The following is a 15,656-nucleotide window of genomic DNA, read 5'->3' as shown; positions in this document are numbered from 1 at the left end:
TCGTAAGATGAGCCTTGTTTTAACGCGTATCGACAATCGACTGATTCATGGACAGGTGCTGGAAACCTGGGTTCCGTACGTGCATGCCGATTGCATTGTCGTAGCAAACGATGAGATTGCGTCTTCACCACTGAAACGGATGATGATGGAAGCTTCTGTGCCGAGTCGGATGCGCGTTGAAATTGGTACGGTCGACGAAATCACAGCTTTGTTCGGGAGCGGTTCACTGGAAAAGTGCAAAATTCTGCTGCTGTTCGGGAACACGGCAGATGCCTTGCGCGCCTACCGCAACGGACTGATTTATCAGCGTTTAAATCTTGGTAATCTGCACGCCGGCGCCGGTAAAACTCGTCTCAGCTGCACAATCTTTCTCGATAAAGAAGATATCGGTTTTCTGCAGGAGCTGGATGTTGCCGGCGTGGCAATCACTGCACGCTGCATTCCTGCTGATTCTGAGCGTTCCTGGAAAAAACTGGTCCCCCGACGGAAACTGAAACAGTGAGTGCCTTCGATTTTTTCATCGGCGCAATGGTCGCGCTCTTCTGTGGCCTGGACCGCACTGCAATATTGCAGGTGATGATCTCCCGGCCGATAGTGGCGGCACCTTTGGTTGCCTGGCTGCTGGGCGAACCACTTGTCGGTTTGCAGGTCGGGATGATGGTCGAGCTGCTCTGGCTGGCGCGATTGCCGGTTGGCGCGGCAATCCCTCCGGATGACACCCAGGTTTCCATTGCCAGTTGTGTGATCGCCATTAATCTGGGGCGGTTGCTGCAGGTGCCAAGCTCGGAAATTGTCTTGCTCTGCCTGCTGGTTGCTATCCCCCTCGGCAAGGTCGGACAGTATCTGGATCATATCGCTCGACAGATCAATGTTCGGTTGCTGCTGAGTGCCGAGGAAAGGCTGGTTAATGGGCAGTTCCTACGTGCTGAAGTACAGCATTTCAAAGGCATGACAAATTTCGCGATTGCAACACTCGGCACCTACACCGTGGTTGTTATCGGCACCTTCATGTTAGTTCCGATTATCTGGCCGCTGGTCGAAAACGCCCTGTATCACTCCAGTAACTGGCTGGAACTGGCGCTGCCCCTGATCGGTGTTGCTGTTATTCTCGGAACCATCAATGTCAGCCGTGCCCTGACCCTGTTCTGTGCCTCATTTGGCATGGCTTTTCTGCTGATGTGGCTGGTGTAGACATGGCATTGCTGCGACGGACACGCGTGCATATCTGGTTCCGCCTGTTGCTGCTGCAGGGCAGTTGGAACTTTGAGCGTCTGCAAGGGCTCGGTTTTTTTTTCGCCCTGCTCCCCGGGCTGAAAAAGCTGTATCCGAAAGAGAAGCTCGCCGAGGTTGGCAGGCATTATCTTGGTTATTTCAACACTCACCCCTACTTGGCACCTTTGGTCGCTGGTGCGGTTTTGAAGCTGGAGGAGGACAGGGCAAAAGGGCAGCAGCCTCCGGTTGAGATCGAAGAATTCAAAGAGATGGTTGCCGCTCCCTATGCCGCTATCGGTGACGCTCTTTTCTGGGGTGGTTTGCGCCCGCTGGCGGCAGGTATAGCTTTGTTTTTTGCTGCCAAGGGGATTCTCTGGGCGCCGCTGGTTTTTCTGTTTCTTTATAACCTGATTCCGATGTTATTTCGTATTTCCGGCTTTATTCGGGGGTATCAGCAGGGGATCGCTTCAGTCGAGTTCTTTCAGAAGAGACGTTTGCCGGATTGGGCGATTCATACCAAGGAGGCGGCTGTTGTTGTGCTCGGTGGTTTGAGCGCTTTCCTGGTATTTCAGCATCTGCAGCGGATTGACATGGTCAGCTGGGTTGGGCTGCTGGCAATAGTGCCGGTCATTGTTCTTGGCCTGCTGGCTCGAAAAGGTGTTTCGACGCTGCTACTGGTTCTGCTGAGTGCCGCAACTATTATTCTGCTTAGCCTGTTCTGGACAGATGTTACCAGCCTGGTTGCAATGATTTAGAGGGAAAAAGATAAATGTTAAGCCGAAAGTTCATTATCGTAAACCGTCTCGGTCTGCATGCCCGGGCAGCTGCACAATTGGTTCAGACCGCCAACCAGTTCAGCTCCGAAGTGACTTTGCAGAAAGAGGATGTCGAGGTTAACGGTAAAAGCATTATGGGGATTCTACTGCTGGCAGCGCCGAAAGGGACAGAGATTTCGGTTGTTGTCGAGGGTGCTGACGAAGAGCGGGCGATGACTCTGATCGCCGATCTGATTGAGGACGGTTTTGGCGAAGACTGAAGTTGCAACAGATACCTATCTGGTCGGTATCGGGGTTTCCCCCGGCATCAGTATCGGCGAGATCAACCTGCTCAGCCACAGCGCCAGTATTGATGAGTGGCCGATCGCAGAGGATGAGATTGCTGCGGAACTGGAGCGTTTTCAGTGGGCACTGCAGCAGGCACGTGAGCAACTGCTGGAGATCAAAGCCAGTGTTTCTCGAAAAAAACACCTGCGCGAGCACCTGTATATCCTCGATACTCATTTGTTGATTCTCGAAGATGAAATGCTGGTTCAGGGAACCGAAAAGGAGATTCAGGGAGGTCTCAACTCTGAAGGCGCATTAAAACGTACTTTACGCAAGTTGCGGCAGATGTTCGAGAATATCGAAGATGAGTACCTGCGTGATCGCAGCTCTGATGTCGATGCTGTCGGCAGCCGCCTGATGCGTATCCTGACCGGTGAAAATGAGCGCTCCATTGCTGATATCGGTCACAAGGCGTTGGTCGTCGCCCACGATCTGTCGCCAGCTGAAACGATGCAGATGGACCGGGAGAAAGTGCTCGGTTTCGTGACTGACAAAGGTGGCCAGACCTCCCACACGGCGATCCTGGCCCGCTCTCTGGAAATTCCTGCGGTTGTCGGGCTGGAAACCATTACTTCGCTCGTTCATGACGGGCTTCCGGCGATTATTGACGGCAGCAATGGAATCGTCATCCTCAAGCCGTCGGAAGAGACCTTCAAGGAATATCTCAAGCGCAAGCAATCCTACGAGTACCTGGAAAAAGAACTGCACGGTTTCCGTGATCTGCCGGCAATCACAACCGATAATGTTCGGGTTACCCTGCGTGGCAATCTGGAAATGGCGAGCGAGTTTCCCGTTTCCCGCAAACATGGCACCGAAGGAGTTGGCCTCTATCGTACTGAGTTTCTCTATCTCGGCCACAATGAGACCCCGAGCGAGGAAGAACAGATTGAGGCATACCGTGAAATTCTTACCGAAATGCAGCCGGAGTCAGTGACGATCCGTACCCTCGACTGTGGCGGCGATAAAATTGTTTCCCAGCTCAATGTCCATGACGAAGCCAACCCGGCGATGGGATTGCGTGGGATCCGATTCTCTCTGAGCGAGGGCAACCTGTTTCGCACGCAGCTCAGAGCGATCCTGAGAGCCTCGGTTCACGGCAAGGTGCGGATCATGTTCCCAATGATCAGCGGGGTGGTTGAACTGCAGAGGAGTAAAAGGATACTGCGTGAGGTACAGCTCGAGCTGACCCGTGACGGACATGCCTTTGATCCCGACATAGAAATCGGCATCATGATCGAAACTCCTTCCGCGGTTCTGCTGGCCGATGTCCTGGCGGAACAGGTCGATTTCTTTTCTATCGGCACCAACGATTTGATCCAGTACTGCCTGGCGGTTGATCGTGGCAATGAGCACGTCGCCTACTTGTATGAGCCGCTGCATCCGGCCATTCTGAAAGCTTTGCAGATGGTCTGCCGGGCCGCAAATAATGCTGGAATCGATGTCTGCCTGTGTGGCGAAATGGCTGGTGAACCGATTTATGCTCTGGTACTGCTCGGTCTCGGTCTGCATGAGTTGTCGATGAACCCAGGCAGTATTCCACGGGTGAAACGAGTAATACGCCGCCTTGCCAAAAGTGATGGAGAAGTTCTTTTGCAGGATCTGCAACAACTGCAGACGGCAAAAGAAGTGTCCAGTCACCTGGATAGAAAGATGCGCGAACTATTGCCCGATATCTTCGATCAGTCTTTAATTTGACGGTGGGTTAAAAAGATTGACTCTACCAGGCACGATCAATACAATTACCCGTTCATTTTCAGCGACATAAATAATTTTGGAGGAATGACCCCAATGCCGATGACCGATTTTCTGTTTACTTCGGAGTCCGTGAGTGAAGGACATCCGGATAAAGTAGCCGATCAGATTTCCGATGCCATCCTTGATGCCATTCTGGCGCAAGACACTACTGCTCGCGTTGCCTGCGAAACTCTGGTGACGACCGGGATGGCGATGATCGCTGGTGAAATCACGACCAGTGCTTACGCTGATTTCCCGACCATCGTTCGTGAAACCATCAAGGAAATCGGCTACAACGATTCGGCGATGGGCTTTGATTATGAAACCTGTGCCGTTCTGACATCAATCGATCAGCAGTCTCCCGATATTTCTCAAGGGGTTACCGCTGGCGAGGGCCTTTACAAAGAGCAGGGCGCTGGTGACCAGGGATTGATGTTCGGTTTCGCCTGTGACGAAACCCCGGAACTGATGCCGATGCCGATTACTTTAGCCCACAAGCTGACCAAGAAACTGGCGGATGTGCGCAAGAGCGGTCAGCTGAATTTCCTGCGTCCTGATAGCAAGTCGCAGGTGTCGATTCAGTACATTGATGACAAGCCGGTGCGGATTGACACTGTGGTTGTCTCTTCACAGCATAGCCCGGATGTGAAGTACGAGGATCTGCAGGATGCGATCATCGAGGAAGTCGTCAAGCCGATTCTGCCGGAGAACCTGATCGATGGGGATACTCGCTACCTGATCAACCCGACCGGCCGTTTCGTTGTCGGTGGCCCGATGGGCGACTGTGGCCTGACCGGCCGCAAGATCATCGTTGATACCTACGGTGGCCAGGGTTCTCACGGTGGCGGTGCTTTCAGTGGCAAAGATCCGTCCAAGGTCGACCGCAGTGCTTCCTACATGGCACGCTACGTCGCCAAGAACGTGGTTGCCGCCGGGCTGGCACGCAAGTGTGAAGTTCAGCTGGCTTACGCTATCGGTGTTGCCGAGCCGGTTTCGGTTATGATCAACACCTATGGAACCGGTAAAATACCATCCAACCAGATTTCGGAGATTGTCCGGGCTGAGTTCGACATGCGTCCGGCGGCCATTATCGAGCAGCTTGATCTGCTCAAGCCGGTTTATCGTCAGACTGCTGCTTACGGCCACTTCGGTCGCGAGTTGCCTGGGTTTACCTGGGAAGTGACAGACCGTGCCGAGTCGCTCAAGTCGCGAGCAGGCCTGTAAATCATCTCAGAAATGTTGATGTGAAAACGGCGAGCCAATTTGGTTCGCCGTTTTTCGCTTTAATCCCGAAAGCGTTTTTGTAAATCCTGGTAAGCGTCGATCCTGCGATCGCGCAAAAAAGGCCAGATGCGTCGCACCTGTTCCGTTCTTCCGCGATCAATTTCAACCAGTAACACCTGCTCTTCTGTCTCGCTCGCCTGAAGTAGAATCTCGCCCTGGCATCCCGCAGCAAAACTGCTCCCCCAGAATTGAGCTCCGGCCGTTGCGCCGCTTGGGTCATTTTCGAAACCAACCCGGTTGACAGCCACTAGTGGCGTCGCGTTGGCGATGGCGTGGCCGCGCTGAACCGTCATCCAGGCGTCCCGCTGCCGTTGCTGCTCGGCTTTGTCGTCATTCGGGTCGTAACCGATGGCTGTGGGGTAGATCAACAGTTCTGCCCCGGCAAGTGTCATCAACCTTGCCGCTTCTGGATACCACTGGTCCCAGCAAACGAGAATGCCGAGTTTGCCGACCGATGTCACGATCGGCTCGAAACCGAGATCGCCGGGGGTGAAATAGAACTTTTCGTAATAACCGGGATCGTCTGGAATATGCATTTTGCGATAGGTTCCGGCGATACGACCATCTTTCTCCAGCACCACGGCGGTGTTGTGATAAAGCCCCGCAGCACGTTTTTCGAACAGAGAAAGGACCAGCACGACGCCCAGCTCTTTTGCCAAGGCACCGAACTGTTCGGTTGAGGGTCCGGGGATCGGTTCGGCCTGATCGAAAACAGCGGTATCTTCTGTTTGACAGAAGTAGAGCCCGGTATGTAATTCCTGCAGAACGACGAGCTCTGCACCCTGTTCAGCAACGAAGCGGATGGCTTTACTTGTTTTCTCGATGTTCTCGTCGCGATTCGCAGTGCAGCTTTGCTGAACCAGTCCAACCTTTAAAATGCTCATAGTAGAGCCCCTTTGGGAATTTGCATGCTGATGCAGTGCAGCGATCCGTGCTGGCAGATGACCGGGCGACAGTCGATAGCGATGACTTCCCGATCAGGGTAGGCTTCGGCAAGAGCTTGGATCGCTGTTGCATCTGCGGGATCATTGTATGTCGGCAGCAACACCGCTTCGTTGATCACCAGATAGTTCGCGTAGGTCGCAGGCAGCCGGTCTCCGTCATCAAAGCAGGCTTTTGGCCAGGGAAGAGGGATCAGGCGGAAAGCGTTCCCTTCTGCAGTGCGAAACTCACGCAATTGCTGCTCCATGCGCTGTAGGGACTGGTAATGCTCGTCGTTTGGGTCGTTGCATGTTACATAGACCATCGTATTGTTCGGGCAGAGACGGGCCAGCGTATCGATGTGTGAGTCGGTATCGTCTCCTGCAAGATAGCCGTGATCGAGCCAGAGAATACGCCTGGCACCGAGAGTTTTTTGCAGCTTTTTTTCTATTTGCTCTTTATTGAGATGCGGATTACGGTTGCTGTTCAGCAAGCATTCAGATGTTGTCAGAATGGTCCCCTGGCCATCACTTTCAATGCTTCCCCCTTCGAGAATTATTCCTGGAATCTCTTTGGGCGTTTTACCGAAGCAGCCAGCTTGGCAAAGCTTCGTTGTCACCTGGTTGTCCTGATCCGCGGCAAACTTCAATCCCCAACCGTTAAACCCGAAATCGAGTAAGGCAGGTTTGTCGTCACGCAGAACAGTTATCGGACCGTAGTCGCGCGTCCAGGTGTCGTTGGTCGAAATCGGGTAGATGAAAACCCTGTCGTTGAGGATGCCTTTAGCCTGCAACTGCTGTTTAACACTATCCGGCTCTGGGGTCGCAATCACCACCGATTCGAAGCGTAGGATCGCTTTGGTGATTTCAAGGTAGACTGCAGCAATCTCAGCCAGCATCGGTTGCCAATCGGTGCCAGCATGAGGCCAGGCCAGCAGAACAGCATCCTGGGGCTCCCATTCTGCGGGCAAGCGGGTTGTTGTTTCCGTTATTTTCATGACTATCCGGTTATTGGAGTAAAGTGTGTTCCACAAGGATTTTAACACCGATGGCGATCAACACCAGTCCGCCAAAGATTTCTACCCCGGTGCCCCAGGCACGCCCTAAACGACGTCCAAGGAGCATGCCACAGACAGTTAAAATCCCTGCAACCAGTCCGATCACCAGTGCCGGCGTCCAGATGGTGACGCCGAGGATCGCCAGGCTTAGCCCAACTGCCAAGGCATCAATACTGGTGGCGATGGAGAGCATGACCAACGACAGACCGCGGGTCGGATCGTTTGGTTGTTCATTTTCCTCATCATCCTGACGCGCCTCCCAGAGCATTTTGCCACCCACCAGCACCAAGAGGCCAAAAGCCAGCCAATGATCGAAAGATTCGATCAGCGCGCGGATACTGGTTCCTGCAAGCCAGCCAAGAATCGGCATCAACGCCTGAAACAGACCGAAGTGAAAGCCGAAACGGAACAGGTGGCGGCCGGTCAGTTCTGGCAGGATCAGTCCTGCACTCAGGGCGACAGCAAAAGCATCCATTGCCAGGGCAATGGCGATTCCGAAAAGAGTGATGATGTCCATGTCGATTGTTCGCTAAAGGGTTAAACTGAAAGGCGTTTATAGCACAGGGTTACTTTTGTTGTCAGCGCAAAGCGGCATGGGGAGAAATTTGGTCTGCCGGCAGGGGAAATAATCAATAAAAAATGGGGGAAAGGTTCCTTTCCCCCATGGATAACTCTTTATTCGTCAATGCTGACGCTTTCGATCAATACCGGATCTTTCGGTACATCCTGGTGCGGGCCGTAATTGCCGGTGGCGACTTTGGCGATTTCATCAACCACGTCCATGCCCTCGGTGACTTTACCGAAAACGGCATATCCGTACCCGCTGGGGGTCGGTGATTTGTGGTTGAGGAAGTCGTTGTCGACCAGGTTGATGAAAAACTGGCAGGTCGCACTGTCGACGATTTGGGTGCGGGCCATGGCCAAGGTGCCGCGCTCGTTTTTCAAGCCGTTGTCAGCTTCGTTTTTGATTTCGGCCTTGGTTTTTTTCTGCTTCATTGCTGATGTGAAACCGCCACCCTGAACCATGAAGTTGGGAATGACACGGTGGAAGATGGTCTGCTCATAAAAGCCGTCACGAACGTAGGCAAGAAAGTTCTCGCTGCTGATCGGTGCGTTTTCATTGTCCAGTTCGATAGTAATCTGTCCCATGCTGGTCTGCATGCGGACGGTGGTGGTTGCGCTCATCGTCTGCTCCTTAAAAATTGATTTCTATTGCCGTTACATGATCGCGGCAATCATATCGGGTTTGGCGGGGCAGGCAAAGGAAAAATGGGGGAGGTGCTTCGGCAGCCGGGATGGTTTTAGTGGAAAACCGTCCCGGCATTAAGTTGTTTCGTGAATTCTTTATCGGGGACAGGGCGGCTGAAGTGGTAACCCTGGTACATTTTGCAACCTTTGCCAGCGAGGAAAGCCAGCTCAAGTTCAGTTTCGACACCTTCCGCAATGACGCGCAGCTCAAGGTGGTTTGCCATCGAGATAATGGTGTCGACGATCGCAGCATCGCTGGCATCGGTAGAGATATCGCGCACGAATGACTGATCGATTTTGAGGATGTCCAGAGGCATCTGCTTGAGATAAGCCAGCGAGGAGTAGCCTGTCCCGAAATCGTCGATAGAGAGCTCGATCGACAGCTGTTTGAGGGCCTGCATCTTTTCGATGGTATCAACGACATTGTCGATGACCATCCCCTCGGTCAACTCCAGACCGAGCAGGGCTGGATCTGCACCGGTATCTTTCAGGATACTGTGGACCTGATCGACAAAATCTGGCTGGCGGAACTGGCGTGGGCTGACGTTGACGGCCAGGTGTTGAATCGGCAAGCCCGCGTCTTCCCAAACTTTCAGGTACTCGCAGGCTTTACGCAAGACCCAGCTGCCGATTGGCAGAATCAGACCAGTTGCTTCTGCAACGGGAATAAAGGTTGCCGGGGAGATGAAGCCTTTTTCCGGATGATGCCAGCGCAGCAGGGTTTCGGCTCCGACAATGTTTCCAAGCTGGTCGACCTGCGGCTGGAAGTACAGTGACAGCTCGTTTTTTTCAATAGCGTAGCGCAGCTCTTTTTCGATCGCCAAGCGGGCATCGGCAGCAGCCTGCATGCTTGGCAGGAAAAAGCGGATGGTGTCCCGACCGTCATCTTTCGCGCGATACATGGCGGTGTCGGCGTAGCGCAGGATGTCGTTGCCGGTTTCCTGCCCCTGCTCGTTGGAAGGGAACATGGCAACACCGATGCTGGGGGTGACGTGCAACACATGTTCGGAAATCTGGTATTTTTCCGCCAGCCTCGATTGAATTGCTTCCGCTTTATGCTGTGCGACAGCCGCCGCTTTAACCGGATCGGTGCCGAGATCGGAGAGCAGCATGACGAACTCGTCACCGCCGAGGCGGGAGACGGTGTCCTCGGTGCGCAGGTCGATCGTCAGGCGTTTTGAAACTTCTTTCAGCAGGGCATCTCCGACCGGGTGTCCGAGGGAATCGTTGATGTTTTTGAAGCGGTCGAGGTCGAGGAACAGCATAGCGCCATAATAGCTGTGGCGGCGGGCACGAGAGATGTTCTGCTCCAGCCGGTCAAGGAGCAGGCGCCGATTCGGCAGCTCAGTCAGGGCATCGAAATATGCCAGATACTCGATGCGTGCTTCAGCCTGTTTCCGCTCGGTAATATCGCGCAGGGTGCCACAAATCTTGTCCAGCTGTGATCCGATTGTCTGCATGTACTTGGCGTTGAGCGAACAGGGGATCAGGGTACCGTCTTTATCCTGCAGGTAGATTTCGTAGTCGGTGACGCTTTCCTGACTGCGCAGCAGTGCCATCAGGCGGTCACGGTTCTGTGTACTGGGGAAAAGGGTATTAATGTTCTCACCAAGCAGCTCATCGCGCTGGAAGAGAGAAAAGTGGGAGATTGACGGGCTCAGCTCGTAGACCATGCCGTCCTGCAGAATTTCGAAGTAAACGTCCTGCAGATTCTCGAAAATCAGGCGATACTTTTCCTCTTTGTCCTTCAGCTTCTGGTGAGATTGATTCAGCTCCTGCATGGTTCGCTGCAAGGCTTCGGTGCGGCGGCCGACTTCTTCTTCCAGATGTTCCTGATAGGCCCGGTTTTCGGCGATCAGGCGGGAACGTTCCAACGCCTGGCTGATGGCGTGTAACAGCACCGACATGTCCTGGATCGGTTTCAGCAGGTAGTTCCAGGCGCCGCGGCGGATTGCTTCGATAGCGTCTCCGATAACGCCGGTCCCGGAAACGACGATGATCGGCGTGTCGAGCTCTTTATCTTTGATGAACTGCAGAACCTCAAGGCCGTCGATGTCCGGCATGCGCAGATCGCAAAGCACCAAGTCGGGTTTCTCCGACTCAATTTTTTCAATCCCTTCGCGGCCGTTACACGCCTCGATGACATCGTATTCGAAATCTTCCAGAAACAGGCGGAAGCTGTCGCGGATGTTCTCTTCGTCGTCGATTGTCAGGATGAGAGGATTCTGTCGTTCGCTCATTTAATCAATTACCCCGTCAGGCACGGATGAAAATGCAATTTTCTGATCGGTTTCAAAGTGTAACACAGAAAGCTTGGTTCGTTTTCTGGTTATGAGAAAATTGCAATTATATTCGTTGAATTTTAAATTATCGGGAATAATTGATGATTAGTCAATATTAACTTTGATTTTGTGGACGTTGTGAGTTTTTTTCGACGATCAGAGATCGCCGGTCAGTTCCTGCAGCATAAAAAGCTTCGGATTGATGTTCTTCACAGCGTCGATAATCTCCAGAAGCAGCTGATAGTCGACCTCTTCTTCAGTGTCTTTATCCTGGTAAAAGGGATAGCCTTTGGGTAGCTCACAGTACTGATTGTTCCGCAAAAGGGCAACGTCGACCAGGTCGTTGACCCGTTCGGTTGTCTCCCAGGGATTGCGATAGTTGTACTGACGGGCAGTGATCTGCAAGCCGAGGCTGTTGGGGAAAATCGCTTTCACTTCAAAGGAATATTCTCGCGGTGAACCATAATGCTCGTTGCGGCCGGATCGACTCATCGTTTTGGCACCAGCCTCTTCCAGCATCTGTCTCAGCATGTCTTCCGTCATCGTCTGCTGCTTGTCGGTTTCGTACATTGTTTACTCCTGCAATTCGTCCAAATGTAATTCCAGCCCCCAGTCAACCGGCTTCTTGCCGTCGGGTGAAAGCACCCAGAGGGTCGGGATATCTGATTGTTCCGGTGCCGGGCCAAAGCCGTCTGTCAGGTAGATGATCGCGGCCGGGCGCGGTTGCATTTTGCGGGCGTAGTCGAAAACCGGGCGCAGGTCAGTGAAGCCGCCACCACGATAGACTTCGGCCACATGTGGGTTGCCGGTGAACTTGTCGATTTTCTGGATGCGACTGCCGGCGTAAAGGACGCTGATGCGGCACTGTCGCCCGCGGGCAATCTGCATCAACTCGTTGGCAAAACTTTCCCGCAGTGGCTGGGTGTCGGTCGAATCGCTGACATCGATACCGACTACCAGGTTGAGCAATTGTTGTTTGCGCAGTCCCGGTGTGTCGTGCCCGAAGCGACGGTGGCTGCGTTTCCAGGTTGAGGTGCGGCCAACTCGTCCAGCGGTGCCGACAAACTGGCGCAGAATCTGTTGCCAGGGGATCTTCGGCGGTGCCAGAAAACCGCTGATCAACTCCTCCAGTTCACCCGGAATTTCGTTCTGGCACTTTTTTGCCGCGTTGCGCACCATCTGTCGCACCACCTGCTCCGACAAAGAAATCGGGGTACGATCGGCTTCCTGCCAATGCTGATGATCGTCGACTGTCGCAGCTTCACGTAAATCGGCAGTTTCATCAGCCTGATCAGCAGAGTCTTTTTCAGCATTTTTCTGCTGCTGATCGCCTGAACCCTCATCGTCCTGATTGCCAAGTTGTGGCAATTGCATCAACGCCTGGTAATATTCCTCGGCCGCCAATCCTTCTTTCAACCGGAACCTGTGTGGCTGCACCGCTTCTGGAGGAAGGTTTTCGATCCCCGGATTGATCGCCAGATCGCAGGCCAGATCCCAGTGCCGAGGATTGCGCTCTTTGCGACGACTGGGATGCAGATGCAGGACATGCTTGAGCAGGTGCTCCAGCAGGGCTTCCTGCTCGGCTGGACGAAACAGGGCAAAGCGCTCGGGATCGACGATCAGGGTCGGGGTGGCATCGACAATCGTTACCCCAACAGCCCGTTTGCCGGTTTGCTGGCGACGGCGGAATTGCAGGAGGAACTGGCCGTAAAAAGGACGCCGCTTGAGCAGGCGGACAATGGTGTCCTGTAACGGCCGGTCAGGCGACATCCTGGCTGATCCGCTGGATGGTTTCCAGGATGACGCTGTCGTACTTGTCCTGACAGAGGACAGCAGCGATCGGCGGCAGGCGCAGTAGCGATTTGACCAGTCCAAATCGCATGTCACGCGGCAGCACGTCGATGTAGGCGACCAGCGCATCCTGTTGTATCTCGCTTAATTCATTATCTGCTTGCAGCCGAGTGACCAGCCCATTCATGCTGGCGGCTTGAATATCGTCCCGCTGTTCGGCAGCCTGCTGGGCGACTTCGCTCCAGTTGTCGAGAATCTCTTCCGCTGTAAGCGGGCGCAGGCGCTGTTCGGCACACCACTGCAGGAAGGAAACAGCTGCCTCGCGGCCGATGACGCCGCTGTAGACTTCCATCTCCAGTTCCTGTGGAAATCGACATTTTTGACGCAAGACGCTGACCATCTCCCAGGCTCTCTCTGAAGGTTCAACCTGCATGTCGAAGCTGCTGTTGTTCGCCGAGAGCATCTGCTGATTGCCGGCGATGAACTGGCGCACGTCCTGGTTGTAATCCTGTTTGTAGGCGTATTTTGCCCAGCATTCGGCGTCGGTTTCGACCTGCAGCACCACCATGCGGTCAAGCAGGGCGCGGTCAAGGGGGGTGACCTGGTAGCTGCCGTCCGGCGGATTGATTGCCACCACGACGCGGTGTTGTGTGCCCAACTTGTGGGTATGCAAAGACCGTTGCTGGCCCTCTGATGGTGGCTCGACGAACTGGAAAATCGCCTGCAGGGTATCTTCCTGTTGTGCCCGGTTGAGCTCGTCGCAATGAATGACCGTCGGGGCGGCGTCGGCTTCCGGCCACCAACTCGGCCGAGACCAGTGCATCACCTGCTCCTGCCGGTAGGGGATACCTACCAGGTCGCCTACCTCCATCTGGCCAAGCCGCAAGGGGATGTAGCCTCGCTCGATCTCACGGCAAACCTGAATGATACCTGCTGTTTTCCCCACCCCACGATGGCCGACGACACAGGGTGTCAGGTCGGTTTTGGTGAGGATCTCCTTGAGGACAATTTTCATCTGCTCAATGTTCATGAATTATCTCTTTGGTAAAGGCGACTTAAGTTGTCAGCTATAGATAGCATAGAGGCGGAAATGGGGGCAAGGGGCAGTCAGAAACTTCTGGGCAGTAAGGGTGCAGATAGGTTTTTTTATTGTAAAATTAAATGTGATACATGTCTTTCTCCGATTGGAGTCTCCCATGTCCGCGCATCCTATTTCGAAAGTACGACGCAATATCTCTTTACTGCTGCTGACTTTGCTGCTGCTGTCATGGGGATATTTTGCGCTCTCTTTCAGCAGTGATCACAGGACGATCCAGAAACAGAGCGGGCAGAACCTGCAGTCCCTGGCCCTTGGGCTGGAAATTCACACGGTCCAGATCGTTGATTTGATCGACTCCCTGATGCAAGAGATGATTCGGCACTGCCGACAGGGGACTGAACAGGAGTTGCAGGGCCTGTTCGGTGGTTGGCTGCTACGTTATCCCGCGTTTTCCAGCCTGGCGATTATCGATGTCGATACCGGGGCTGCACTTTTCAGTTTGAATCGCAATACCGACTCCCGTTCTTTTGATGCCAAGGCGGCTTTTTCTTTTAACGACAGCAGTGACCTTCTGCAGATCTCCGATTCCCTCTTTTATGATGATTCCGGACGGGCGCAGATAGCCTTGTCGCGGATATTTGAACGGCCTGCCCAGAAGTTACGGGTAGTGACCCTGCTTTATACCGATTTTGTCCTCGATTTGCACCACGATCCCGAGCAGAGTATGGCCAGCACGATTGCTCTATATCATGAAAACGGAATGATGCTGGCGCAGCGCCCCGAGGGTGCTGGGATGGTCGGGCGATCTTTCGCTGAAACATCCTTGTTCAAGATGGATTTGGCAGCCTCTCGCAGCGGATTGACGACGGATGTTGGCCGGTTGGAGGGGAATCGCCGGATCATGGCATATCGGAAACTCCCTGAATTGCCCCTGGTGGTGACAGTCGGGGTGACAAAAAACCAGATTTTCTACGATTGGCAGCATCGCTTTTTAAGCTACCTGTTTTTTCAATTGATGGTAACAGCCGGTATTATCAGTTCGTTGATACTGCAAGCTCGAGCCCTTACCAGGGCTCAGGTGGTTGAGCTTGACCTGGAAGAGCGGGAGGAACATTTCCGCGCGGTGGCCAATTCATCGGTCGATGCGGTTATTTCTGTTAGCTCTGCCGAGCGGATTCGTTTCTGGAGTCAGGGGGCAGAACAGACCTTCTGTTGCTCACACAGTGAAGCTCTTAATATGCCGATCTCCTGCTTCCTTCAGTTCGCAGAAAAAGGTCGTCCACTGACCCTGAAGCAGCTTGCGAGCAAAGACTCTCCCTGGATGACGGATCAGACTCTGGAGGTGCAGGGGCAGCGGAAAAATGGTGAACTGTTTCCGACTGAATTGAGCCTCTCGTGCGGAACTGTTTCCGGCCGACCACTTTATACCTTGATCGTGCGTGATATCACCGAGCGCCGACAGATGGAAGAGCGGGCACGGCGAATGGCCAGCCATGACAGCCTGACCGGTCTGCCGAACCGCGCTTTGCTGATTGACCGGCTGCAGGTCGCCATGGCCCAGATCAGGCGGCAGGGTGGCCAGTTCGCGCTGTTGTTTGTCGACCTCGATCAGTTCAAACCGGTCAACGACACTTTTGGTCACGAAGCAGGTGATCGATTGCTGCAGCAGGTCGCCAAGCGGATGCAGTCGACCATGCGTGAGTCGGATACCGTCGCGCGCATCGGTGGCGATGAATTTGCCGTGCTGCTGCAGAACGTGGAAGATCAGGCCGCGGTCCGGCAGGCCTGTGAACACTTACTCATTGCATTGCGGCAGAAATTCAATATCAGCAGCAAACGGGTGTCGATCAGCTGCAGTATTGGTGCGGTGCTTTATCATGGTCAGGATAGTACTGCCAGTGACCTAATCGGGCTTGCCGACAATGCCATGTACGATGCAAAGCGGGCGGGGAAAAACCGGTTCGCTTTTGCCAGAATATAAATTG

The 15,656-nt window shown here is 53.8% G+C and carries 15 protein-coding genes; 7 read left to right on the top strand and 8 right to left on the bottom strand.

Annotated elements, in window-relative coordinates:
* Positions 1 to 7: 7 nt before the first annotated feature.
* The 6 genes from BUB13_RS04200 (at position 8) to metK (ending at position 5,273) form a co-directional block, all read left to right on the top strand.
* Entirely contained in the window at positions 8 to 502 is a 495-nt protein-coding gene (locus BUB13_RS04200) for a PTS sugar transporter subunit IIB (RefSeq protein ID WP_072905922.1), read from the top strand.
* Complete coding sequence (locus BUB13_RS04195) at positions 499 to 1,191, top strand: PTS sugar transporter subunit IIC (RefSeq protein WP_072905920.1); 693 nt, start codon at positions 499 to 501, stop codon at positions 1,189 to 1,191. Before BUB13_RS04200 ends, BUB13_RS04195 begins: the two co-directional genes overlap by 4 nt.
* A 2-nt stretch (positions 1,192 to 1,193) precedes the next feature.
* Complete coding sequence (locus BUB13_RS04190; RefSeq protein ID WP_072905918.1) at positions 1,194 to 1,967, top strand: PTS system mannose/fructose/sorbose family transporter subunit IID; 774 nt, start codon at positions 1,194 to 1,196, stop codon at positions 1,965 to 1,967.
* A gap of 14 nt (positions 1,968 to 1,981) precedes the next feature.
* Entirely contained in the window at positions 1,982 to 2,248 is a 267-nt protein-coding gene (locus BUB13_RS04185) for an HPr family phosphocarrier protein (RefSeq protein ID WP_072905916.1), read from the top strand.
* Complete coding sequence (ptsP, locus tag BUB13_RS04180; protein ID WP_139249307.1) at positions 2,235 to 4,010, top strand: phosphoenolpyruvate--protein phosphotransferase; 1,776 nt, start codon at positions 2,235 to 2,237, stop codon at positions 4,008 to 4,010. The genes BUB13_RS04185 and ptsP overlap by 14 nt, the downstream gene beginning before the upstream one ends.
* Positions 4,011 to 4,103: 93 nt before the next feature.
* Complete coding sequence (gene metK / locus BUB13_RS04175; protein ID WP_072905912.1) at positions 4,104 to 5,273, top strand: methionine adenosyltransferase; 1,170 nt, start codon at positions 4,104 to 4,106, stop codon at positions 5,271 to 5,273.
* 59 nt (positions 5,274 to 5,332) lie between these two features.
* Here metK and BUB13_RS04170 read toward each other — a convergent pair whose 3' ends face one another.
* From BUB13_RS04170 to BUB13_RS04135, 8 genes are all read right to left on the bottom strand, one after another.
* The gene (locus BUB13_RS04170) at positions 5,333 to 6,217 is read right to left on the bottom strand and encodes a carbon-nitrogen hydrolase (RefSeq protein WP_072905910.1); all 885 of its coding nucleotides are present in this window, start codon (positions 6,215 to 6,217) and stop codon (positions 5,333 to 5,335) included.
* Positions 6,214 to 7,251 (bottom strand): agmatine deiminase family protein, encoded by a 1,038-nt coding sequence (locus BUB13_RS04165; RefSeq protein WP_072905908.1) that lies wholly within the window; start codon positions 7,249 to 7,251, stop codon positions 6,214 to 6,216. The genes BUB13_RS04170 and BUB13_RS04165 overlap by 4 nt, the downstream gene beginning before the upstream one ends.
* Positions 7,252 to 7,261: 10 nt before the next feature.
* The gene (locus tag BUB13_RS04160) at positions 7,262 to 7,828 is read right to left on the bottom strand and encodes a manganese efflux pump MntP (protein ID WP_072905906.1); all 567 of its coding nucleotides are present in this window, start codon (positions 7,826 to 7,828) and stop codon (positions 7,262 to 7,264) included.
* 158 nt (positions 7,829 to 7,986) lie between these two features.
* Complete coding sequence (locus BUB13_RS04155) at positions 7,987 to 8,496, bottom strand: peptidylprolyl isomerase (RefSeq protein ID WP_072905904.1); 510 nt, start codon at positions 8,494 to 8,496, stop codon at positions 7,987 to 7,989.
* Between the two features lie 116 nt (positions 8,497 to 8,612).
* Positions 8,613 to 10,799 (bottom strand): EAL domain-containing protein, encoded by a 2,187-nt coding sequence (locus BUB13_RS04150; protein WP_072905902.1) that lies wholly within the window; start codon positions 10,797 to 10,799, stop codon positions 8,613 to 8,615.
* 198 nt (positions 10,800 to 10,997) lie between these two features.
* Complete coding sequence (locus BUB13_RS04145) at positions 10,998 to 11,411, bottom strand: hypothetical protein (RefSeq protein WP_072905900.1); 414 nt, start codon at positions 11,409 to 11,411, stop codon at positions 10,998 to 11,000.
* Positions 11,412 to 11,414: 3 nt separating this feature from the next.
* On the bottom strand, positions 11,415 to 12,611 hold the full coding sequence (locus BUB13_RS04140; protein WP_072905898.1) for a vWA domain-containing protein: 1,197 nt from the start codon (positions 12,609 to 12,611) through the stop codon (positions 11,415 to 11,417).
* A complete protein-coding gene (locus tag BUB13_RS04135; protein WP_072905896.1) occupies positions 12,601 to 13,662 on the bottom strand; it encodes a hypothetical protein in 1,062 nt (353 codons plus the stop codon). Before BUB13_RS04135 ends, BUB13_RS04140 begins: the two co-directional genes overlap by 11 nt.
* Before the next feature lie 166 nt (positions 13,663 to 13,828).
* On the opposite strand from BUB13_RS04135, the gene BUB13_RS04130 reads away from it, so the two are divergent.
* Positions 13,829 to 15,652, top strand: coding sequence for a diguanylate cyclase domain-containing protein (locus BUB13_RS04130; RefSeq protein ID WP_072905894.1), 1,824 nt, complete (start codon positions 13,829 to 13,831; stop codon positions 15,650 to 15,652).
* Positions 15,653 to 15,656 lie beyond the last annotated feature (4 nt).

It is taken from the genome of Malonomonas rubra DSM 5091, assembly GCF_900142125.1.
Classification (GTDB): Bacteria; Desulfobacterota; Desulfuromonadia; order Desulfuromonadales; family Geopsychrobacteraceae; genus Malonomonas; species Malonomonas rubra.
This window is presented reverse-complemented; position numbering and strand designations above follow the sequence as displayed.

What these genes read in the sequence shown, in the direction of transcription:
- BUB13_RS04190 (WP_072905918.1), top strand. Translation starts at nt 1,194, where the DNA reads ATGGCATTGCTGCGACGGACACGCGTGCATATCTGGTTCCGCCTGTTG.
- BUB13_RS04185 (WP_072905916.1), top strand. Translation starts at nt 1,982, where the DNA reads ATGTTAAGCCGAAAGTTCATTATCGTAAACCGTCTCGGTCTGCATGCC.
- BUB13_RS04135 (WP_072905896.1), bottom strand. Translation starts at nt 13,662, where the DNA reads ATGAACATTGAGCAGATGAAAATTGTCCTCAAGGAGATCCTCACCAAA.
- BUB13_RS04150 (WP_072905902.1), bottom strand. Translation starts at nt 10,799, where the DNA reads ATGAGCGAACGACAGAATCCTCTCATCCTGACAATCGACGACGAAGAG.
- BUB13_RS04165 (WP_072905908.1), bottom strand. Translation starts at nt 7,251, where the DNA reads ATGAAAATAACGGAAACAACAACCCGCTTGCCCGCAGAATGGGAGCCC.
- BUB13_RS04160 (WP_072905906.1), bottom strand. Translation starts at nt 7,828, where the DNA reads ATGGACATCATCACTCTTTTCGGAATCGCCATTGCCCTGGCAATGGAT.
- BUB13_RS04130 (WP_072905894.1), top strand. Translation starts at nt 13,829, where the DNA reads ATGTCCGCGCATCCTATTTCGAAAGTACGACGCAATATCTCTTTACTG.
- metK (WP_072905912.1), top strand. Translation starts at nt 4,104, where the DNA reads ATGCCGATGACCGATTTTCTGTTTACTTCGGAGTCCGTGAGTGAAGGA.
- BUB13_RS04155 (WP_072905904.1), bottom strand. Translation starts at nt 8,496, where the DNA reads ATGAGCGCAACCACCACCGTCCGCATGCAGACCAGCATGGGACAGATT.
- BUB13_RS04200 (WP_072905922.1), top strand. Translation starts at nt 8, where the DNA reads ATGAGCCTTGTTTTAACGCGTATCGACAATCGACTGATTCATGGACAG.
- BUB13_RS04140 (WP_072905898.1), bottom strand. Translation starts at nt 12,611, where the DNA reads ATGTCGCCTGACCGGCCGTTACAGGACACCATTGTCCGCCTGCTCAAG.
- BUB13_RS04170 (WP_072905910.1), bottom strand. Translation starts at nt 6,217, where the DNA reads ATGAGCATTTTAAAGGTTGGACTGGTTCAGCAAAGCTGCACTGCGAAT.
- BUB13_RS04145 (WP_072905900.1), bottom strand. Translation starts at nt 11,411, where the DNA reads ATGTACGAAACCGACAAGCAGCAGACGATGACGGAAGACATGCTGAGA.